Source organism: Endozoicomonas sp. ALC020, assembly GCF_049275935.1.
GTDB lineage: Bacteria > Pseudomonadota > Gammaproteobacteria > Pseudomonadales > Endozoicomonadaceae > Endozoicomonas_A.
On the sequence record NZ_CP184830.1, the window covers coordinates 4,191,648 to 4,212,200 of the forward strand.

The 20,553-nt window shown below is 47.8% G+C and carries 16 protein-coding genes; 7 read left to right on the forward strand and 9 right to left on the reverse strand.

All coding sequences use genetic code 11. The features are described from left to right. Nucleotides 1–11: 11 nt before the first annotated feature. A complete protein-coding gene (locus tag ACOJUO_RS15720; protein ID WP_422137463.1) occupies nt 12–1,634 on the forward strand; it encodes an NAD+ synthase in 1,623 nt (540 codons plus the stop codon). 34 nt (nt 1,635–1,668) lie between these two features. Here the strand turns inward: ACOJUO_RS15720 and coaE are convergent, their stop codons facing one another. After that, nucleotides 1,669–2,271, reverse strand: coding sequence for a dephospho-CoA kinase (coaE, locus tag ACOJUO_RS15725; RefSeq protein ID WP_422132968.1), 603 nt, complete (start codon nt 2,269–2,271; stop codon nt 1,669–1,671). A 7-nt stretch (nt 2,272–2,278) separates the two neighbouring features. Beyond that, complete coding sequence (locus ACOJUO_RS15730) at nt 2,279–3,151, reverse strand: prepilin peptidase (protein WP_422132969.1); 873 nt, start codon at nt 3,149–3,151, stop codon at nt 2,279–2,281. A 1,029-nt stretch (nt 3,152–4,180) separates the two neighbouring features. Between ACOJUO_RS15730 and ACOJUO_RS15735 the strand changes: the two genes are divergently transcribed. The 4 genes from ACOJUO_RS15735 to ACOJUO_RS15750 all read left to right on the forward strand — a co-directional run bounded on the left by ACOJUO_RS15735 (nt 4,181) and on the right by ACOJUO_RS15750 (nt 8,159). Continuing rightward, nucleotides 4,181–5,458 (forward strand): IS4 family transposase, encoded by a 1,278-nt coding sequence (locus ACOJUO_RS15735; protein ID WP_422140074.1) that lies wholly within the window; start codon nt 4,181–4,183, stop codon nt 5,456–5,458. A 98-nt stretch (nt 5,459–5,556) separates the two neighbouring features. Then, complete coding sequence (locus ACOJUO_RS15740) at nt 5,557–6,777, forward strand: hypothetical protein (RefSeq protein WP_422132970.1); 1,221 nt, start codon at nt 5,557–5,559, stop codon at nt 6,775–6,777. Nucleotides 6,778–7,363: 586 nt separating this feature from the next. Beyond that, complete coding sequence (locus ACOJUO_RS15745; RefSeq protein ID WP_422132971.1) at nt 7,364–7,657, forward strand: DUF1778 domain-containing protein; 294 nt, start codon at nt 7,364–7,366, stop codon at nt 7,655–7,657. Beyond that, entirely contained in the window at nt 7,641–8,159 is a 519-nt protein-coding gene (locus tag ACOJUO_RS15750) for a hypothetical protein (RefSeq protein WP_422137464.1), read from the forward strand. Before ACOJUO_RS15745 ends, ACOJUO_RS15750 begins: the two co-directional genes overlap by 17 nt. A 249-nt stretch (nt 8,160–8,408) precedes the next feature. Here ACOJUO_RS15750 and ACOJUO_RS15755 read toward each other — a convergent pair whose 3' ends face one another. Then, nucleotides 8,409–8,630, reverse strand: coding sequence for a transcriptional regulator (locus ACOJUO_RS15755; protein ID WP_422132973.1), 222 nt, complete (start codon nt 8,628–8,630; stop codon nt 8,409–8,411). 61 nt (nt 8,631–8,691) lie between these two features. Beyond that, entirely contained in the window at nt 8,692–9,909 is a 1,218-nt protein-coding gene (locus tag ACOJUO_RS15760) for a type II secretion system F family protein (RefSeq protein WP_422132974.1), read from the reverse strand. Between the two features lie 401 nt (nt 9,910–10,310). Between ACOJUO_RS15760 and ACOJUO_RS15765 the strand changes: the two genes are divergently transcribed. Next, the gene (locus tag ACOJUO_RS15765) at nt 10,311–11,354 is read left to right on the forward strand and encodes a hypothetical protein (protein ID WP_422137465.1); all 1,044 of its coding nucleotides are present in this window, start codon (nt 10,311–10,313) and stop codon (nt 11,352–11,354) included. A 243-nt stretch (nt 11,355–11,597) separates the two neighbouring features. Here ACOJUO_RS15765 and ACOJUO_RS15770 read toward each other — a convergent pair whose 3' ends face one another. From ACOJUO_RS15770 to ACOJUO_RS15790, 5 genes are all read right to left on the reverse strand, one after another. Further along, complete coding sequence (locus ACOJUO_RS15770; RefSeq protein WP_422132976.1) at nt 11,598–12,416, reverse strand: symmetrical bis(5'-nucleosyl)-tetraphosphatase; 819 nt, start codon at nt 12,414–12,416, stop codon at nt 11,598–11,600. Between the two features lie 359 nt (nt 12,417–12,775). Further along, the gene (gene rsmA / locus ACOJUO_RS15775; RefSeq protein WP_422132977.1) at nt 12,776–13,582 is read right to left on the reverse strand and encodes a 16S rRNA (adenine(1518)-N(6)/adenine(1519)-N(6))-dimethyltransferase RsmA; all 807 of its coding nucleotides are present in this window, start codon (nt 13,580–13,582) and stop codon (nt 12,776–12,778) included. Nucleotides 13,583–13,645: 63 nt separating this feature from the next. Beyond that, nucleotides 13,646–14,629 carry a 4-hydroxythreonine-4-phosphate dehydrogenase PdxA gene (gene pdxA, locus ACOJUO_RS15780; protein ID WP_422132978.1) on the reverse strand — a complete coding sequence of 328 codons (984 nt, stop codon included), beginning with the start codon at nt 14,627–14,629 and terminating at the stop codon, nt 13,646–13,648. Between the two features lie 103 nt (nt 14,630–14,732). After that, nucleotides 14,733–16,025: a peptidylprolyl isomerase gene (locus ACOJUO_RS15785; protein ID WP_422132979.1), complete on the reverse strand. Its 1,293-nt coding sequence runs from the start codon at nt 16,023–16,025 to the stop codon at nt 14,733–14,735. Next, nucleotides 16,025–18,871: an LPS-assembly protein LptD gene (locus ACOJUO_RS15790; protein WP_422137466.1), complete on the reverse strand. Its 2,847-nt coding sequence runs from the start codon at nt 18,869–18,871 to the stop codon at nt 16,025–16,027. The genes ACOJUO_RS15785 and ACOJUO_RS15790 overlap by 1 nt, the downstream gene beginning before the upstream one ends. A 639-nt stretch (nt 18,872–19,510) precedes the next feature. Between ACOJUO_RS15790 and ACOJUO_RS15795 the strand changes: the two genes are divergently transcribed. Then, nucleotides 19,511–20,548: an aminoglycoside phosphotransferase family protein gene (locus tag ACOJUO_RS15795; protein ID WP_422137467.1), complete on the forward strand. Its 1,038-nt coding sequence runs from the start codon at nt 19,511–19,513 to the stop codon at nt 20,546–20,548. The last annotated feature ends 5 nt before the right edge of the window (nt 20,549–20,553 follow it).

Consider the following 20,553-nt stretch of genomic DNA (forward strand, 5'->3'; position numbering starts at 1 on the left):
CAGGCTTTTCAATGTCAGCAAAGCTCAATATCGTCATGGCTCAGCTTAACCTCAAGGTGGGCGACATCGACGGCAACACCCAACAGGTGATCGAATCGGCTGAAGAAGCCCGTGATCAGCATCAGGCCGATCTGGTGGTTTTTCCTGAATTGACACTTTGTGGGTATCCCCCTGAAGATCTGTTACTCAGGCCCAGTATGGTGTTAAGAATTGAGCAGGCCATCAGCAAGCTCAGTGTGATTAAAGGCGTTGACCTGGTGATTGGACTGCCCGCCATGGGGGCTCATGGTTTGGAAAATCAGGCCGTGGTGTTGAGAGACGGTCAGGTGGTGGCCCGATACGCCAAACAACATCTGCCGAATTACCAGGTTTTCGATGAAAAACGCTATTTCATGCCGGGACAGAAACCCTGTGTCTTTGAGTGTAAAGGGGTAACGCTGGCACTGACTGTCTGTGAAGATCTATGGTATCCCTCTTCAGCCCAGCAGGCTGCGGATGCCGGGGCCGAGCTGATTTTGAGTCTCAATGCGTCTCCCTTTCACAAAGATAAGCAATCTATCCGTTACCAAACCATCCGCAGCCGTTGTCTGGAAACGGGTCTTCCTGTGCTTTATGTCAACCTGCTGGGTGGTCAGGATGAACTGGTGTTTGACGGTGGCTCTTTTGCTATGAACGGCAATGGGCAGGTTGCTGTCAGGGCCGATTACTTTGCTGAAGGTCTCTACACAACCCGTTTCGACATAGTAGACAAGGCTTTTGACCAGGAAGACGTCGCAGAGCTGCCAGGCCTTCATGAAAGGGTTTACAAAGCTCTGGTTACAGGTGTTCGTGATTATGTGAATAAAAATGGCTTCAAAGGCGTTGTTTTAGGTTTATCTGGTGGTATTGATTCCGCTCTGACTCTGGCCATTGCCTCTGACGCCCTGGGCGCTGAGCGGGTGCAGGCGGTTATGATGCCATTCCGTTATACCTCAAACATTAGTCTGGAAGATGCCCGTGAAGAAGCCGATATTCTGGGTGTCGATTACTCCGTCATGCCCATTGCACCGATGTTTGATGCGTTTATGGAAACGCTGAGTGCCCAGTTTGAGAATACCCAAAAGGACACTACAGAAGAAAACCTTCAGTCCCGTTGCCGGGGCGTTATGCTGATGGCTATTTCCAACAAAAAAGGTTACATGGTCCTCACTACCGGTAACAAGAGTGAAATGGCGGTAGGCTATGCCACGCTCTATGGTGATATGTGCGGTGGTTACAATGCCCTGAAAGATGTGCCAAAAACGCTTGTTTTTGAATTGTCCGAGTACCGAAATTCTTTGGGCTATGTGATTCCGCAACGAGTGATCGATCGCCCGCCTTCCGCCGAACTGGCACCGGATCAGGTGGATGAAGACAGCCTGCCTCCCTACGATGAACTGGATCGAATCATCGAAATGTATGTGGAAGAAGATAAAAGCGCGGAAGCCATTATCGAATCCGGTTTTGACCGGGATACTGTCTATCGGGTACTGCGCCTGATTGATGTTAATGAGTTCAAACGTCGGCAGGCGGTGGTCGGGGTTCGCATTACTCCCCGTGGTTTTGGGCGAGACCGCCGATACCCGATTACCAACGGATGGCGTCCGGGCATTTGAGGGTCCGGGCAAAACCAGGCTTCCCCAACAGGGCTCATGCGTTTGCCAAAGCCATGTAAGTCTTGTGAACCTCATCCAGCTGTTGAAACAGCTGCTCCAGAGAGCCGCTGTTATCAACTACGTCGCTGGCTTTCTCCAGCCTCTGTTGCCGGGAGGCTTGCCTGGCCATAATGGCCCGGGTTTGTTCTTTGCCCATGCCGTCCCGACTCATGGTTCTTGAAAGCTGAATGTCTTCAGGGACATCGACAACCAGAATGCGATCGGTGAGCACATGTTGATCGGTTTCCACCAGAAGCGGTGAAACGATGATGGTGTAAGGAGACTCAGACGCTGCCAGTTCCTGAATAATTTGATGACGGATCAAAGGGTGCAGCAGCTGTTCCAGCCATACACGTTCGCTGTCGTCATTGAAAATAATATCCCTGAGTTTTCTTCGATCCAGTGTACCTTCATCAGTAAGAATATCCTGACCATGTCGTTCTGCAATTTTTTGCAGAGCTGGCCGACCGGGTTCCACCACTTCTCTTGAAGCCTGGTCTGCGTCCACCACGGTAATACCGAGACTGGAAAAGTAGTCGGTAACGGCTGTTTTACCACTGCCGATGCCGCCCGTTACGCCAATAACCAACTTACTCATGCTCAGCTCACAGCCCCATAATCTGCAGATAAGATTGAACCAGTGTTTCCCCCCAAAGCAGGGCAATAAAACCGGCAGCGGCCAGATAAGGTCCAAAAGGAACAGGTTTGCTCCGTTCCTGTTTTTTGAGAATGATCAGTACCACTGAGACAATGGTTCCTACCAGTGAAGACAGCAGAATAATCAGTGGCAGCATTTGCCAACCTATCCAGGCACCGAGCGCAGCGAGTAGTTTAAAGTCACCATAGCCCATACCTTCTTTGCCCGTCAGCAGTTTGAATAACCAGTAAACAGACCAGAGCGAAAGATAACCGGCAGCAGCACCCAGCACTGCGTCCTGCAACGGAATAAATAATTCAAAGCTGTTGGTCAGTAAGCCCAGCCAGAGTAAGGGCAGGGTAATGCTGTCTGGCAGCAGTTGGGTGTCCAGGTCAATCATGGTCAATGCCAGCAGGGACCAGACTAAAAAGCAAAGTAAAACTGTCTGGAGAGTGGCGCCAAAGTAGATACCAACAGCAACGGTCAGCAGGGCAGAGATCATCTCAATGATCGGATAGCGGGCAGAAATAGAGGCTTTGCAGGAAGAACAACGACCTTTCAAAAACAGGTAGCTGATAACCGGAATATTTTCCCAGGCCCGAATCTTGTGACCACAGCCTGGACAGGTGGAGTCGGGCTTGATCAGGTTATAAGGCTCCATCTCAGTGGGCACCTTGTCCGGATGAAGTGTTTCCAGACAATCCAGCTTCCACTGACGTTCCATCATCACCGGCAGGCGCAAAATAACAACATTGAGAAAACTACCGACCAGAAGGCCGACCAGAGTCAGGGTCAGGTAGAAGTAAGTGGGCGAAGATTGCAGTAATTCTATGAGTGCCATTAGTCAATAAATCCGGTTTTCTTAGTATTAAAGTGCCACTCGTTCAGGTTCAGAGACGCATTATAATTCGATAGCAGCGACACTATGGCTCATGGCTGTTTCTGGGGTTACTCTACTTGATTTTTGGCGTCAGTGCATTCTTGGGTGCAGTCTCAATTGAGTTGTCGGGTTATCCTTTGAAAGTCTTTATGGCCTGCCAGCGACTCAGACCATAATGACAATGTATTAAAAATACTGACAGGTGCCGGAAACTGTTACCAGCCAAGGCACCCAATATAGTCAGTGTGGATTTGTCTAGAGTTCTGCAGCAATCGCTTCAAATGCTGCCAGTCGCTCACTAATGCCTTCTTTTTAGTCAACCTAGCAGCCTGTCGGACTTAAGCGTCCGTAGCGAGGATTGCAAGAAATTGAGGATAAAAATCTCTGTTTCTGAGGAGAATAGCGAGCTATTTGACGAAGAAACAGAGATTTTTAGACCAATTTATTGCAACCGCAGTAGGACAGTCTTAAGTCCGACAGGCTGCTAGGGAACAGAGCGATTAACGGATGGTAAAAGCTTTTTCAATAATAAGTACCTAACCAGTTGGTTTCGCATATTCTGGACGGCGGCTTTTTCCACCCTTCTGCGTTCCAACTCTGGTTGCGTAGCTATGGCTACGCGCCCGTCGTTGCGCCTTGAAGGATGAAAAAATCCACTCGCCAGAATATGCGAAACCAACTGGCCAGGTACTTATAGCGGCTTTCCGTTCTTCAGAATAACGAGGAACGATAAACTGTCTACCGCCGACGGTTTTATTAGTAGATTAATTAATAACCGGGACAATAATCATGACACAGCGGGTCCGCCTTCAACCGCACGCCTGAGGTGCGTCGGTTGGAAGGTTTTGTTCTTAGGGTAGACATTAAGCTCAAAAAAGATTCATTTCTAGCGGCAGAACTCACCTTGAACAGCCACAATAAAGCTTCGAAAAAATTATCAGAGCTGAACAAGATGAGTACTGCAAATAGTAGACTAGTTGAAAAAAACTGCTGACGTGTTTCGACCGGTCTGAACTCCTCAACATGGCGGAACAGCTTGGTTTTACTATACGACAGCGAGATATCAGCCCCTTGGACTTTATCCTTTCACTGATTGATGCCCTCGCTGGTGACGGAAACTGCGATACTCAAGCCGATCTCCACCGTAAATTTAATGAGTTGACGGGGCTGAATGTCTCCTATCGTTCCTGGGCAAATCAAGCTAAAAAAGACTCGATGCCTGCTCTTGTCCTCTGGCTATGGGTGCAGTGTCTGGAAGTCTTTACCCGCAAAGTCATGGCGTTTGATGAGGACAGTCCATTTTCAGAGTTTGAGCACATTCTGATTCATGACGGCTCATCGCAGGCTGTCTACGATGCCCTAAAGGAAACATTTCCCGGCAGGTTCTCAACGGTCAGTCCTGCTGCTGTAGAACTTCATACGACAATGGATCTTCTTACCAACAATCTGGTGCGCGTGCAGCTCACTGAAGATACCCGTTCAGAAAGAGACTGTCTGCCACCACTGCCAACCTCCATGGCTAATATCCTGATGCTGATCGATGCCGGTTATTTTGAGTTGGAACGCTTTGCTGCCATTGATGATCGGGAGGGGTCTTTTATCTGCAAGGCACCTCAGAGTATCAACCCGACGATACTCAGCGCAGTACGAGAGGATGGCAAAAATCTCAATCGCTACAAAGGGAAAAAACTTAAGGAGGTGTTGTCTGGCTTCCCTAAAGATCAATGCCTCGACCTGGATGTAGAATGGCCAGGATTCAAAGCCTGGCCATATCGTTTGGTTGTCCGCTGGAATGACAGGAGACTGAAATGGGTATTCGTTGTAAGCAACCTTAACCGGGTTGAGTTCACCCTGAGTGAAGTACTTCAGGCCTATCGTCTACGATGGCAAATAGAGCTTATCTTCAAAGAGATCAAGTCCTATTCAGGGTGGCATCGTTTCAACACTAAATCAGCAACACTGGTGTTTAGCCTGATTCTGATGTCCTTCGTGGTTGTGACGTTGAAAAGGTATCTTGCCCATGCTGCGCAGGCGAACCTCTATGAAAGTGGAGCCATTGAAGAAATCTCGACGCATAAGGCGATGAAAAGTGGAACCCGGCTGTTTGGTAATGTCATTTTATCCCTTATGAATGCAGGAAAGTCTCTACTCTCACATACAAGGAAGCTGCTCAACTTCTGGGCAGATAATGCGAAACGTGAACACCCTGCACGAGATGGTTGTTCAGGGCGTACAAGATTAGGTCTTTGTGCTGTGGGTGGGGCTTAATGTCTACCTTAAGAGGTTTTGTTAGTTGCATCCCATCCTGTTTAAAATATCATGATGATGCCGAAAATATATGAATATTAAATGGAATTCTAAGCGTTATGAAAAAATATAGATACATTTCTCTATCATTAATCCCTTTATGGCTTTCAGCTGACAGCACAATTCCAAGCGATGGTGATAATAGATTCTGGAAAAGCCCATATGAGCAAAGTATCACTGAAATAGAAAATGAGGATAAAAAGCATAATTTAAATAAATATATTTATACAGAGCTTTCTAAAGAGAGTTATTTATATGTGAATGTTAAAAATAACCTTGAATTAGAAATCAGTAATAAAGCTGATTTTGAAGGACAATCTAAATCATATCGAGATAATTATTCTAGATATTCCAAGACAAATTTCAACAAGCCAAATATTCTTAAAGCAGCTCTTTCTTCTGTTCCAAATGCCTCTGAAATTGATGGCAATGCAATACATGGATTGAAAAATATAGACTTTATTCTATCGGGAGGAACCTGGAAACCCTATTCACTGGCCGTTGCAAAAAATCATTTGGCATTTTCAAAAGCAAGACGCACTAACTATAAGTTTGTATTGTTTAGCCAGAATAGTCAGGATGATGACTCAGTAGATTTGATGAATTGGATGCAAGGTATGCAGCCTTATTGGGGGAAAATATTTTTAATTAAGAAATTCCTGAAAGAGGGTCGGGTAAAACCTGGGAAATGGATTGCCTGGATTGATGATGATATTGTGATCAATGATTTCAAGAATGATCAAAGCCATCTTGATAAAATAATAGATTCAGTTGATGAGAAAGTTTGCATTATAACTTCTCGGGACTACTGGTACTATGAAGAGTCAGATTTCTTAGATGGTGGTCATTTACCGAATACAGGCATTATTATGGTTAAGAATACAAGTTATTGCTCTGATATTGTAGGGCAATGGCTTAATTATGGAGATGACCCGGATTTGGGAAAAAACACTCAAGAATATACGCTCCACGAACAAGAAGCCTTAGCTAAGCTTAAAAGAAATTTCGGTCGAGGATCTTCAGTTATCAAATTTATTAGAAACAGGACTAGAGATTGGGATTTTAATACATTTAAAAGATTTAACCATTTTTACAATGGTAGCCAGGCAAATTACAATTCAGATACAGAAAATGAAAGAGCCATAGCTGCACTTATTAATGATGCATATATTCATCACACTGGCATGGCTTCTCTTTATAGGCTTGCACTTATAGCTCACTCACTCTTTGAAATTTCAGGTAACTACCCCCGTATCCAAAATGCTGACGATGACAGCTAACTCCTCGCACAGCGGCTACGCATAGGCGAATGTCGCGACCTGCTTTACATGCGCTTTTTATCTGGCTTTTGCAAACTGGAACGCAGTGCGTTCCAAATTGGGCAGGACCGGAAGTGCGTCTTGCACAGCCAGAGATAACGCTGGTTGTGAAGCGAAGACAGAAGGTACTACAGCCGCAGGATTGAGTCTCGATATCATGTGTTCGCTTGGGACTTCATTTTGTTGGGAATGGTGTCAGCACAGAACTGCCGAATTGGTGAGGCAGTTTCAGCCTGGCCGGGATCTGTGACCGGTGCAGAGGTACAGGATGGATTTCTCAGGAACCTGCGAGGTCCAGTATTGACCTGTGTGAATTAACCGTTGGTTCTCTTGTTGAACAGAACCAGGCTGGCAGAAATTGGCTTCAGACCTGCCAGAGCAAAGATGAAGCAACCACAGGAGCTCGGGAACGAATCCATAAGCCACCGGGTGAAAGCAATTTTGCAGGCCGAATACCATGTGGTGAGGCAATTAATTTATTGGTTAATGATCTTCCTGTATGCCATAATGACACACATCTATTCGATAATTAACTAATAGGTGATTTATGGCCTCAATTCCAGATCGTAAAGAAACACGGCTTGTAGCACGAACATCCAAGGATATTCAGGACATTATCCAACGAGCTGCTGATTATTCCGGTGCATCTCTTTCTCAGTTTCTAATTGATTCTGCAATGGAGAAGGCTCGCACTGTGATAACACAAACTGAATCATTACAACTTTCCATGAAGGGGGCTGATGCACTATTTGAAGCCCTGGAAAATCCTCCTAAAGCAAATGGGAAATTATTGGAAGCAGCCAGGAATTATAAGGACACTGTGAATGTCACTAATCATTGAGGAAATCACACGCAATCATGATCGCAAGATCTTTGATTGCGGTATTGAAGAATTAAATAGATTTTTACAACAGCAGGCTCGACAAAAGAGTGTAAAACACATTTCAAAAACCTATGTGGCTTGCCAGGAATCGTCATCAAAGACTATCACCGGTTATTACACTCTGACTGGATATTCAGTAACAGTTCCTCCGGCACATCAATATTACCAGAAGTACCCGCATCCTCTGAGTGCCGTAAAGCTTGCAAGACTCGCCGTAGCTACCTCATATCAAGGGCAGAGATTAGGGGAAATGTTACTAATTGATGCTATTTATCGAACGGTACTTGTTGCAGACCAGATTTCAACTATCGGATTATTTGTTGATCCAATGATGGCAACCGTTGTTTCATTTTATGAACAATATGGTTTTTGTCTAGCCTATCCAGAAGATGAAACAAAACTTGATATGTGGCTGCTCATCGAAACATGTATAGAATTAGCCAGCACGCTAGGAGCCTGACCGAGAATAGTCTGCCCTACTGCGGCGGCAGCAAATTGGTCTGAAAATCCGCTTTTGTTCGTCAAATAGCTCGCTATTCTCCTCACTAAACCGAATTTTCATCCTCAATTTTCTGCCGTCCTCGCTACGGGCGCTATTCTCGGTCAGGCTCCTAGCAAAAACGCCGTAACACCTCGCCCAATCATGTCACCCGAGTCATTTGAAGCCCAATTGGACAGAATTCCGGCCTCGTGTGCTGCTGACCGTTTCTCATTTCTGCACGGCGGTGGACGGGCTAACATTCAAAAATGCTGCAAAGACAGACTGGCTGACTTTGCATTTAGGGTGCAAATGCTTAATCTGCGTTGGAGCCAACGCCTTTACTGGTGGTAAACATAGTGCATCGAACTTGTGCATGGTCGTGGTATTCATAATGCCAGCGTCATACAAGCCCTTGGAGGTTTCATGCATTGCGTCCAGTAAATCACTCATAGCTAATCTCCACTAAATCACCAGCCTCCAGTGCTTTTTTCAGGTCATCATCAAAATGTTTCTACACAACAGACCCCAACTGGAAGATAGGCAAGTACATGGCAATAATAAGACCACCAACCAGCACACCAAGAACCGACATGATCAAAGGTTCCATCAAACTGGTCAGTCCATCTACCATGTTGTCGACTTCGTCTTCGTAAAAGGTAGCGACCTTATCGAGCATTTCATCCAGAGCGCCAGATTCTTCACCAATCGACACCATCTGAACGGCCATTGCAGGGAATATGCCGGAGTTTCTCATGGCAAATTGGAGTTGCTGACCGCTGGATACGTCTTCCTTGATCCGTTGGGTAGCATCGAAATAGACGACGTTACCTGCAGCACCGGCAACCGAATCGAGGGCGTCCACCAGGGGGACACCGGCGGCAAACGTCGTCGATAAAGTCCTGGCAAATCGGGCTACCGCTGATTTATCAAGAATAACACCAATCACCGGGATCTTGAGGGTGATTCGATCCATTTTGTCTCTGGTTGCTTTGGACTTCTGCAACAGTTTTTTGAACAGGAATCCGAAGGCGACAAGAACGGCTATCGCCAGATGCCATGAACTCTGAACCACTTCAGAGATACCGATAACCAGCTGGGTAAAGGCAGGCAACTCGGCTCCAAACCCCTGGAATACTTCCTCAAACTGAGGCACTACATAGACCAGCAGAATACCGGTTACGATCATCGCAACACCCACGACTGCGATGGGGTATTTCATTGCTTTTTTGATTTTTGCCTTGAGGGCCTCGGTCTTCTCTTTGTAGGTGGCGATTCTGTCCAGCAGTGACTCCAGAGAGCCTGACTGCTCACCGGAAGCGACCAGGTTGCAATAGAGGTCATCAAAATGAATGGGATGGTTTCTCAGAGCGTCGGCCAAGGTGGAACCACCGGCAACATCATTCTTGATTTTGCCAATGAGATCTTTCATGGCAGGCTTTTCGATGCCGTCAGAGGTAATATCAAAAGCCTGAAGCAGGGGTACACCTGCTTTCATCATGGTAGCGAGCTGGCGGGTAAACAGGGCAATGTCCATGGGCTTGATCTTGCCGCCCTTTGTGCCCAGTGACATACCTTTTTTTCTGACTTTTGTGGTGCTGATTCCCTGCTTACGGAGTTCGGCCTTGACCAGGGCAATACTACCACTCTGGATTTCTCCCTTGACCTTCCGTCCACTCTTGTCCTTACCTTCCCAGACGAATGTGGCTGTTTTTGTTGGTTTTCGTGCCATATCTAGCCAGTTCCGTAGCTTCTTTTATCATTCTTGTTGAGCCACCGCGATGCAATGGCGCTGAACCGCTGTTAACGGAGTTCGCTATAGGGGGTTCATTATAGCGCTAATGGCTTTGTCGGCGAGTATTGTACGAGACCTTAGGGAAACTTTATAGGAAGTAGAAAACAAAATCACAAAAAGATGACAGAAGTCTTCAGAACGGTTGTAAAAAGCCGGTGACTATTCTGCTGTAGCGGGTTTGCCGCAGCGGTTTTTTTACCAGTGAAACCTTTGGTTTTTGACAGAAAAATACGCTTGCTTTCTTGAACTATCACTTTCTTTGTCTACTTTTCCAATCTAATAAATCAAAAACACAAGACAGAAGACATAAAACACAAAACAGATGTAAGGAAAAAATTTTGAAAAAACCACTCTCTTTGGGACTGCTGTTGCTGATGCTCTCTCTGTCTGTGATTTGTCAGGCCAGATCATTGAAAGGAAGTTTTGTTGTCGAGTTTGAACAGAGTGGCGTTTACCCGGGCGAGAGCTTTTCCATAATGTCTGGCGAGCATGGATTGTCTGACAAGCCGTCATACGGTGTCGACGCCGATTCAGGATCGAATTTGCCACCTGATAACGAAGCATTCAGTCTTGGCGGTTACGGAGTGAAAACGTCTTTTATTGAGTCGATTTCTTGGCAACTGATTTACGCTGCTAATCTGCTGGTTGCTTACGAACTGGTTCTGACCACCAATGGCACCCCTGACTCTAAACCATACTCACGTCTGACTGCAGAAGCACTTGCTGCTGTAGGCGCGCTTTTGAAAAGCTATTGGAACGCCGATTCACCGTTCTATAAACCGTTGGGTCAACTGGAGGCAACTCAGGGTGACCCGTTTGCGGTCACCACTATGATGCTTCCTGGTCACAGTCAACAACAAAAAGCGCCATCAGCAGAAGCATCATCATCCGGTCAGCAAGCCTCAGGAACCGCAACCCCCCAAGCTTTTTCCAGCTTTTGGTCTTCAGGCTCTGGCGGCGGTAACGAAGGCTCTGGACAACCCCAGCATACTTTGGGTTTAAATTGTTTTGTCGATTCCTGCGCAGGTGTCTGTAAACTCCCTCAAATAATCGATATTAGCGAGTCAGCTGATTGGTCGCTGGGTCCGCTGGAGAATTCGACGACCCATACTTGTTATGATAATGAGATGGCAGAAACACAACCCTTTGAGCAACCCCATACATTTAAATTTACGTTTACGATGGATGACCCAACAAACAGCTGCACGCTGCATCCAGAGGCAATCTTTACAGGTGATGCCTGGGGGGCAGACGACTACGATCCAGTAACCTGTGGATGCGGGGTAGTCTGTATGAATCATGAGGCTCTTTTGAAGCACCAAAAAAGAGAACACAATACCGGGAGTTCCGAGCAAAGTCAGAATTTCAAAAGAAGGCGCTAAGTACTCAGTCATACGGAATCGAATATTTTTGGCTTATTGGGCAGGTGCTCTGCAAGGCGCAACGACGGGAACATAGCAAGCTATGTGACCAGAGTTGCAACGCATCACGACTGCATGGATGCAGGAGCTAGAGCAACGCAGGAGCAGTTGCCGCGAGTGCCTGAACAAAAAGTCAGAAAATATGACTTCGTATGGTTGAGTACTTAAGGGCCCAAAGTGTTCAACAAACTTCTCTTAGCCATTTCATTCATCCTCATAGCAGCAGTCTACTGAGGTGGTAGTGTAGTCGTCCAGGTTCAGGGCAGTGAGGCAGCGTCCCCAGACGCAACCGGTATCGAGAGCATGGATTTTTTTTCGCTGACTGTTGCCTTCCAGGGCGGCCCAGTGACCAAAAATAATACGTTCCTTGTAGACCGGGCTGTCAGGAAAGCTGTACCAGGGGGCGAATGTCTCTGAGGCAGATGCTGTCTTGTTATCGAGGTCAAGCCGACCGTATTGGTCACAAAAACGCATCCGTGTCAGGTAGGCTGCGGTCAGTTTGAGACGAGCTCGACGGGTATAGGCCTCTTCCATAGAGCTGATGGAGTCTGATTTGAATAAAAACTGAAGAAACTCCTGATAGTTTTCTCCCTGAAGCGCTTTTTCCAGCTTGCCTGCATAAAGGCAGGCCTGCTTCAGAGTCCAGATCGGAGGAATTCCGGCATGCACCATGGTGACTTTGCGTTTTTTATCATGATGAATCAGTGGGCGGTACCTTAACCAATCAAGCAGTGAGTCCCGGTCAGGGGCGCTGAGTAGAGGGGCTAATGTGTCTTTCCTTTTAGATCGGCGAACGCGTGCAGCAACAGCTAGTAGGTGCAGGTCATGGTTCCCCAGAACAGCAGTACAATGGCTACCGAGACTTTTCAGGTAGCGAAGCGTGGCCAGTGAGTCGGGGCCACGGTTTACCATATCTCCCGCCACCCACAATTGATCGCGGCCAGGCTTGAAACGGACTTTGTCAAGCAGGCGTCTGAGAGGTTCGTAACATCCCTGGATATCACCTACGGCGTAAACGGTCATTAACTATAATCTCCTGAACCTTTCAATGTGGAGCAGCAATACATGACTTATAAAGGTTGCTGATTTTTAACATCAAATTGAGGATTGCCTGGTGGAAATGCCCAAAGGCTTTTCCTGATCAGGTGTCTGTTTCAGGATAAGCTTCTGACCGACTCGAAAAAATATCCTTTTCTTCGTTGGCCGGATGGAGGTTCTTCTCCACACTACTGAAAACTGTATTTCCCTGCTAATATGCATTTCCCTGCTAATAGTAGTAACTCAGTGAGCAGCGGGCATGCAAGCTGTCTTGCTGTTTAGCATTTAATAGCAGCTTTTCACGGTGAAAAATTGTTCATCCCCGAGGGTGATGAACAATTGTTTCAGTCGTTCATGGCAGATGTATGCAGATAGTTGGCGATGGCAACAAACTCGGGCAGCGTCACCGTTTCAGGGCGACTCGCTGGGTCAACACCCAGTTCAGTGAGTGCGTCGGCAGAGATCAGCTTTTTCAGAGTGTTTCGCATGGTTTTACGGCGTTGCTGGAAAGCTTCCCGAACAACCCTTTCCAAAAGGTTTACGTCATCCGCCGGGCAAGGTAACTCATTATAAGGCTCAAGTCGTACAATGGCTGAGTCAACTTTGGGGGCTGGTTTGAAACAGCCCGGGCCCACAACGAACAGATTGTCTACCTTGCAGTAGTACTGGGCCATGATGCCCAAACGCCCATAGTGCTTTTCACCGGGCTGCGCTGCCAGTCTTTCCACAACCTCTTTTTGCAACATAAAGTACATATCGCTGATCAGCCCCTGGAACTCAAGCAGGTGGAAAATCAGGGGGGTGGATATGTTGTAGGGCAGGTTGCCCACCAGTCTAAGTGTTTGACCCTCTTTAATAAGAGAGGAGAAATCAAACTTTAGGGCGTCTCCTTCGTGAATTCTGAACTCAGGATTCAGGCCAAACCTGAGCTTCAGAGTCGGGATCAGATCTCTGTCCAGTTCAACCACGTCCAGTTGCCCGGCAGCGTCCAGCAGAAATTCGGTCAGTGCACCCTGACCTGGGCCAATTTCCACAATTCGGTCGCCCGCCTTTGGGTGTATGGAACGGATAATCCGTTGAATGACACCGTGATCGTGCAGAAAGTTCTGACCAAATCGTTTACGGGCCTTGTGGTAGGGAATTTCAGCCATGCTTTTGACAAACTAAACCAGCAACAGAGGGGGCGCTATAATAGCGGCAGATAAGCCATTTGGCTACTGAACCATATCGAGAGCATAGCGGATAGCGGTAAACAGGCTGCCCGAATCGGCTTTTCCAGTCCCGGCCAGATCCAGAGCCGTGCCGTGATCGACAGAGGTACGAATAACGGGAAGCCCCAGGGTAATATTGACGGCATTACCAAAGCCTTTGTATTTCAGAACCGGCAAACCCTGATCATGGTACATCGCCAGAACAGCGTCAGCATTTTCAAGATATTTCGGGTTAAAGAGCGTGTCGGCTGGCAGAGGACCTACCAGATTCATACCTTCATGGTTTAACTGATTCAGTACCGGAATAATGGTTTCTATTTCTTCCATGCCAAGGTGACCCCCTTCTCCAGCGTGAGGGTTAAGACCGCAGACCAGAATTCTGGGGTTCTCGATGGTAAATTTTGTCACCATATCCCTGTGAAGAATTCTGATGACTTCTTCCAGAGAAGATTGTGTGATAGCAGACGAGACATCCTTAAGTGGCAGGTGGGTGGTGGCCAGAGCGACCCTGAGGCCTTCGGTTGCCAGCATCATAACGACTTTTTGAGTGTTGGTTTTTTCGGCTAGAAATTCGGTATGGCCACTGAAAGGAACACCTGCGTTATTGATCACTTCCTTGCTGACAGGAGCGGTGACCATGGCATCGAACAAACCATTTTGACAGCCTTCAATGGCATAGCTCAGCATTTCCAGAACGTAGGGGCTGTTGGCTTCATTAAGCTGTCCGGCTGAGCAGGGTTTGGTCAGGGAGACAGGGGCAACCAGAAGAGTTCCTTCTCTGGCAGGTTCTTTTTCATCAGGGTTGAATAATTCAAAGGTTATATCCATTCCCAGAGTGTCTGCACGCTGCGCCAGAAGCTCAGGATCGGCAGCGACCACTGTTTGCACCGGCAAATTCTGGTAAGCCAGTTGCAGGCAGAGGTCGGGTCCGATGCCTGCAGGCTCGCCGGAGGTAATGATCAGTCTGGGCAGTGTGTTGCGTGTCATAAGTCAGCCATGAGCCATGAAAAATAGAGTGTGTGCCACAAAAGAGAGTCTACAAAAAAAACAACGCCCCGGAAAACCGGGGCGTTATTCTTCTCGGGATGTCTCAGAGTCGTATGTCTATGTAACTCTGATCTCTGATTTCACGTAGCCACACCTGAAGCTCTTCTTCAAACTTGCGGTTGCCCAGAATTTCACGCACTTTGTTTCTGCGGACCTTGTCGCTGATGTCTGAATTACGTTTACCCAATACCTGCAGAACGTGCCAGCCGTATGAACTCTTGAAGGGGTCGCTGACTACTTTTTCAGGCGTTTCTTTCATGGCTTTCTGGAATTCCGGAACCAGAGTCTTGGGAGAAACCCAGTTCAGGTCTCCGCCATTGAGAGCTGAGCCAGTGTCGTCAGAATAAGCCTTGGCCAGCTCAGAAAAATCTTCACCTTTCTCAATTCGGTCATAGAGGCTCTTGGCGAGCATCTGCGCTTCAAGATCGCTGCGAATTTCGTTGGGCTTGATCAGAATATGACGAACGTGTATCTGATGTTCCATATGCTTCTCGTTACCACGAGTGTCGATCAGTTTGAAGATATGAAAGCCACCAGGGCTGCGAATCGGTGCAGATACTTCTCCGTCTGTCATCTTCAACGCCTGTTCAGCAAAAAGAGTTGGCAGCTGATCAGCAGAGCGCCAGCCCAGATCGCCACCATTTAAGGCGTTCTGGCCGCCGGAGTAGCTGAGCGCCATTTCGGAAAAGTTGGCACCCCTGTCAAGCTGAATAGCAATATTGTTGGCTTTCTTTTCAGCTTCCCGAACCTGATCAGGTGTCGGATTGTCTGGTGTGGCAATGAGAATATGGCCCAGACGATATTCAACTTGCATGCTGGCCTGTCCTTCCGGCGACTTGAGGAAGTTGTCCACTTCCTGCTCGCTGATCTGGATGCGCTCGGCAATCTGGCGTTGACGCACCCGGTTGATGATCATCTCGCGACGAATTTCTTCCCGGGCAGCGGCGTAAGACAGGCCGCCTGATTCAAGATTTTTCTTGAAGGCTTCAACAGACATACCGTTTCGCTTGGCGATTTTACTGATGGCGTCATTCAAAGCCCAGTCATCAATTCGGATTCCGCCGCGCTGACCCATCTGCAGTTGCAGGTTTTCAAGAATCAGCTGGTCGAGCACCTGCTTCTTGAGGATGTTGTCAGGAGGCATGGGAATATCCCGACTGTTCAACTGACGCTGAACAGCTTCGATACGGTTGTTTAGCTCGCTTTCCATCACCACGTCTTTGTCGACGACGGCAACAATGCGATCCAATGGTAGCGACTTGGCGTTAGCCGTACCGCCGACTACTGCAAGGGTGCAGCAGGCGACAAAGAATAGACTCTTCAATCCCGTCATCATTACTTCTCGTGAATCTCGTAACCTTGGATACCTTGCAAGTATTCCGTTCCGGAGCTGCCAGTGATATTACCCAGTCCACGCAAGATGAACTGGAAGAAAACACCGCTCTTCGGATCAGGGTGGTCGATATTATCGTCTGTTTCGATCCATGAACGCCAGAAAAATCGAACCTGATAACAGCAACTGTTGTATTCGACGCCCGCAAGGCTCTCCAGGTTCCTTTTGTTGGTTAAATCATATTGCCAGCGACCCAGACCAACCCAACTAGTGGTTGCGGGGATCGGCCAGGCAAAGGACAGGTCGGTCTGCTTCACGTTGTTATCAGCAGTTTCAAAGATTGGATTGCCATTCTGGTCGGTGCCGATCTGAATATTTTGTCCATCTTTGTCTTGAACATAGCGATCAACCTGATCCCTGAAACGGAAACCGAGGTTCAGAGTCTTGCGCTGTTCAGGCTGCCAACGATAGTAGAGACCATAGTTGTCCAGACGATTTTCGTTGGTATTCCAGGAGAAATCCTGTCTCACACTCATTGTGCGATTGAAATTGTAGATGAATTCCGATGCCAGGGGAGAGGTTGGATCGGTCAGTTCACTTTTGAGTCTTTCATCCATGGCGACAAAGTTTTCATCAATGTCCTCAGCCGGAACTTTCTCGTAGCCTAAATTGTTGGCTATGTAGACTTTGCGATCCTGGAAATAGACAATCTGGCCAATACCAAAACGCATCCGTTCAAAACCATCGTCTTCAATCAGGCGGGTGGTAACGCCCAGAGAGAGCTGGTTGGCATCGCCAATACGATCATAGCCACTGAAGCGGTTATCGAGCCAAAGAGAACCGTAGGTGAAGCCCATGGCGGCGGTGTCGAAAATCGGGTTGTATTCCTGATTCTCGACATAAGGCACATAAAGGTACTTGGCCCTGGGCTCCAGAGTGTTTGTGAAGTCAGTACCGAACAGGTTGGTAAAACGCTCAAAGTAGAGGCCACTATCCAGGCTGAAGGAAGCCGCTGTGGTATTCGGAGATTTGGTAAAATCATTCGGGTCGATGACAGATTGACCATAGGCTCCCTGAAGGTCGTTGATCACTTCACTTGCCACCAGATTGCTGAGGCTGTAGTTAACACTTCGAACCTTTACTTCAGGTGTCAGGAAGCCCCAAATGGTCTTCATTGGGTAGCTGACACCTGCCTGACCGAAGGCCCGACCCCCTTCGGCTTTTTTGATACCGTAGCCTTCGTCGTAAACACTTTCTCTGATATCCGGATCACCAAAGTCCGGATGCTGAATCTCTCTGACGAAGCGCCAGTCTTTATCCCGACTGAACTGGGTGTAATCCGCCAGGTAATTGACCTGCAATGTTTCTCCTGCTTGCCAGTTACCACTGAAGACCAGCTGTGGAAGTTTGTTATAGGGGTCATCAGCCGTCTGACTCATGTTCTTGAACTGGTGAGCATTGAGACTGAAGGTCCAGTTATTGTAAGTACTGCCGCCCAGGTATTGGGTGCCTATCTTCTGATTCAACGGACCAGAACTGGACAGGTTTAGATTGGTACCAAAGTCTTCAATATAATTTTTGTCACTGGCGTCGGCATAGTCGAGCTCTGCCGTCCAACGCTCAGAAAAACGCTGTTTATAACGCACATTGGCCAGCCAGCGTTCCTGATCGTAATAGGGGTTTTCTTTTTCCAGCTTGTCCTTACTGGTTAGCCCGGCAATACCTGCTTCACCTTCTCCGCTTGCATTCATATAGCGGAATTGGTTTTCCAGCAGCAGACCGCGCCTGGACAAAATGCGAGGCGTGATGGTGGCATCGTAATTCGGGGCAATATTCCAGTAATAGGGCAGGGTAAAGTCGATGCCGTTTTCACTGTCTGAGCCTATTGTCGGGTACAGAAAGCCGGATTGACGACGATCATCAATGGGGAAGTACATGTAGGGGGCATAGAAAATGGGTAGCCCTTCGACCCGAATAACAGCATTTCGCGCTGAACCAAAACCGGTATTGGGGTCAAGAGTGACATTACTGCCAGTTAGCAGCCAGCTTTCATCACCGGGGCGGCAGGTGGTGTAAGAGGCATCTTCGAGCACCAGTGTAGAGTCTTCGTTGCGAATGATTTGTTCGGAGTTCCCTCTGGCATGGGCTCCATGCATGGCGTAACTGGCATTCTTGATGGTAGCCCGGCCACTATCGAGCAGCATATCAGCGTAATCACCTACCAGCAGGGTGCCAGGTTCACGGTAGACCACGTTGCCTTCGAACTCGGCATAGTTGGTAGCGCGATTCATTCTGGCCGTATCACTCTGGATCTGACGATTGCCCTGTCTGATAGAGACGTTGCCGGTAAGAGTTCCTATGTCATTTTGACCAAAAGAGGATTCATCTGATTCGGCAATGATGGGTGCTGTATCAGAGTTGCCCGCGAAGTTTTTACCAGGACGGGCAGGCTCTGAATAGTCACCTGTGCACCAGGGCGTTGCCTGATCCAATGCTTTTCGTTCATTCTCGCTGAGCCGGGATTTAGGCACCCAGTCTAGCGTTTCCCTGAGGTTGGCGTGGCTGTTGCCGGTTACGACAGTCGCTGTTTCACTGCTGGCTTTCTTTCGAGCGGATTGGGTCACAGCCGGCGCAATGGGGCGAGACGCCCGATTCATAACACCAGGCTCCATCGGCTCGGCAGAACAGTGCCAGCCGGACCCATCCGGGCTGGCTTTACAGCTCCAATGATCATCTGCTGATAGTGTGGATTCGGCATAAACCCTGACAGTCGGTTGGCTGGCAAGCAGCACGGAAGCAATCGCCAGAGTTAATGTTGCCGGTTTGAAAGGTAGAGGGTATTTCTCCATGAGCTCAACTTTCCCGTGCCGTTCTTGTTACCATGGTTTGAAGGTTTTTTGCACAACTCCGGTTTATGTCGGAGCGAGACAAAACGGCGTGCCATGGTTGATGGCGGTTTAAATCTGCTCTGTCATGCGTACAGAGAACCTTGTTACTCAACCTGCTGCCGGAAGCAGCATTTCCTATTAATAAGGGCATCTGTAAAGCAGTGTTTCGGGTCTTGTGTGTGGTTATCATGATCGCCAGCTGTTCTGAAAACATGAAAGTTCAGGTCAGTCTCTGTCAATTGCTGGCAGACCTCTGGAAATCGTAGAGCGAACATCTGCTTTTTACCATGAGCTATTGTCCGGCTGAGTGTTTCAGGCGGACAGTGATTTTGCCCGAAGACTTTGCATTCCATGGCTTGTTGACAATTTATGACTGAGCCCGATTGCTCATGCAGTAAACAATCAGTAGGGTCAGTTATATCACTATTACTAGTCTGTGTTACTCTGTCTTTCAGTGCAATACATTTCAACACCTTGATGTTAAACCTTCAGTTGTTCAGTCCGAATATTGCATAGACATTCAAGAGTAAAAGAGGCATAAGCAATGGAGCCTCTGAATCTGTAGGTGGCCTCTCAATCAACACAGGACATGTAAAGCAAGTGACACCCTCTCCAAACGATCGTCTGCAGCAATTAAAGCATTGGGCGTACAAGGCTTTAACGCCGGTCCAGGCTACACTCGACCGGGCTGCCCAAATGATTCCTGTGGGTGGTGATGCCGGCTTCAGAAATTATTATCGATTGCAACTCCCTGAAGGCTCATTGCTGGCAGTAGACGCTCCACCAGAGACTGAAGACTCCCGTGCTTTTGTTGCCGTTGCGGGTTTGCTCAAGGCTCAGGGAGTCTCTGTGCCAGATGTACACTCGGTTGATTATCAGTCAGGCTTTATGCTGGTGGATGACTTTGGCGACACCCTGTTGCTTCAGGCCCTCAATGATAGCAGTGCTGACGAGTTTTATGGAAAAGCGCTGGATATTATTTTGCAAATCCAGACGTGTAAGCCTGACACACTCCCCCCTTATAGCCGTGAACTGTTGATGACAGAGCTGGAAATCTATCCCCAATGGTTTCTGAAAGAATTGCTGGGGTTGGATATTGAAGGCACTACCGGCAGGCAACTCAACCAGCTGTTTGAACTGCTTACCGAGACAGCTTTGCAACAACCCAAAGGGGTCGTTCACCGTGACTTTCATTCCAGAAACCTGATGGTGCTCTCGCAAGGGAACCTGGGGGTCATTGATTTTCAGGGTGCCCTTCATGGTCCCGTGTTGTATGACGCTGTTTCTTTGCTGAAAGATTGTTATATCAGCTGGCCCAGAGACAAGGTGGAGAGTTGGTTAAAGATGTTTATCAAGTCTCACCCTCAGTTGAAAGATGTGAATTTTGAAACCAGCCTTAAATGGTTTGACTGGATTGGATTGCAGCGACACCTCAAGTGTCTCGGAATATTCTCCCGACTCTGGTTCCGGGATAACAAGCCTCAGTACCTGCCAGAGATACCAGCAACCTTCGCTTATGTCATGGATGTTTGTGAACGTTATCAGGAGCTGGATTTTCATGCCAAATGGCTCAGGCAATCTGTGGCACCCATTCTTAACGATTGTATTACAGCTACACGGAAAGAGACTGAACAGTGAAAGCA

Bases quoted from the DNA above. Each gene is read 5' to 3' on its own strand.
- ACOJUO_RS15720 (WP_422137463.1), top strand. From the start codon at position 12: ATGTCAGCAAAGCTCAATATCGTCATGGCTCAGCTTAACCTCAAGGTG.
- ACOJUO_RS15740 (WP_422132970.1), top strand. From the start codon at position 5,557: ATGAAAAAATATAGATACATTTCTCTATCATTAATCCCTTTATGGCTT.
- pdxA (WP_422132978.1), bottom strand. From the start codon at position 14,629: ATGACACGCAACACACTGCCCAGACTGATCATTACCTCCGGCGAGCCT.
- ACOJUO_RS15730 (WP_422132969.1), bottom strand. From the start codon at position 3,151: ATGGCACTCATAGAATTACTGCAATCTTCGCCCACTTACTTCTACCTG.
- ACOJUO_RS15745 (WP_422132971.1), top strand. From the start codon at position 7,364: ATGGCCTCAATTCCAGATCGTAAAGAAACACGGCTTGTAGCACGAACA.
- ACOJUO_RS15785 (WP_422132979.1), bottom strand. From the start codon at position 16,025: ATGATGACGGGATTGAAGAGTCTATTCTTTGTCGCCTGCTGCACCCTT.
- ACOJUO_RS15750 (WP_422137464.1), top strand. From the start codon at position 7,641: ATGTCACTAATCATTGAGGAAATCACACGCAATCATGATCGCAAGATC.
- coaE (WP_422132968.1), bottom strand. From the start codon at position 2,271: ATGAGTAAGTTGGTTATTGGCGTAACGGGCGGCATCGGCAGTGGTAAA.
- ACOJUO_RS15770 (WP_422132976.1), bottom strand. From the start codon at position 12,416: ATGACCGTTTACGCCGTAGGTGATATCCAGGGATGTTACGAACCTCTC.
- ACOJUO_RS15755 (WP_422132973.1), bottom strand. From the start codon at position 8,630: ATGAGTGATTTACTGGACGCAATGCATGAAACCTCCAAGGGCTTGTAT.
- ACOJUO_RS15760 (WP_422132974.1), bottom strand. From the start codon at position 9,909: ATGGCACGAAAACCAACAAAAACAGCCACATTCGTCTGGGAAGGTAAG.
- ACOJUO_RS15790 (WP_422137466.1), bottom strand. From the start codon at position 18,871: ATGGAGAAATACCCTCTACCTTTCAAACCGGCAACATTAACTCTGGCG.
- rsmA (WP_422132977.1), bottom strand. From the start codon at position 13,582: ATGGCTGAAATTCCCTACCACAAGGCCCGTAAACGATTTGGTCAGAAC.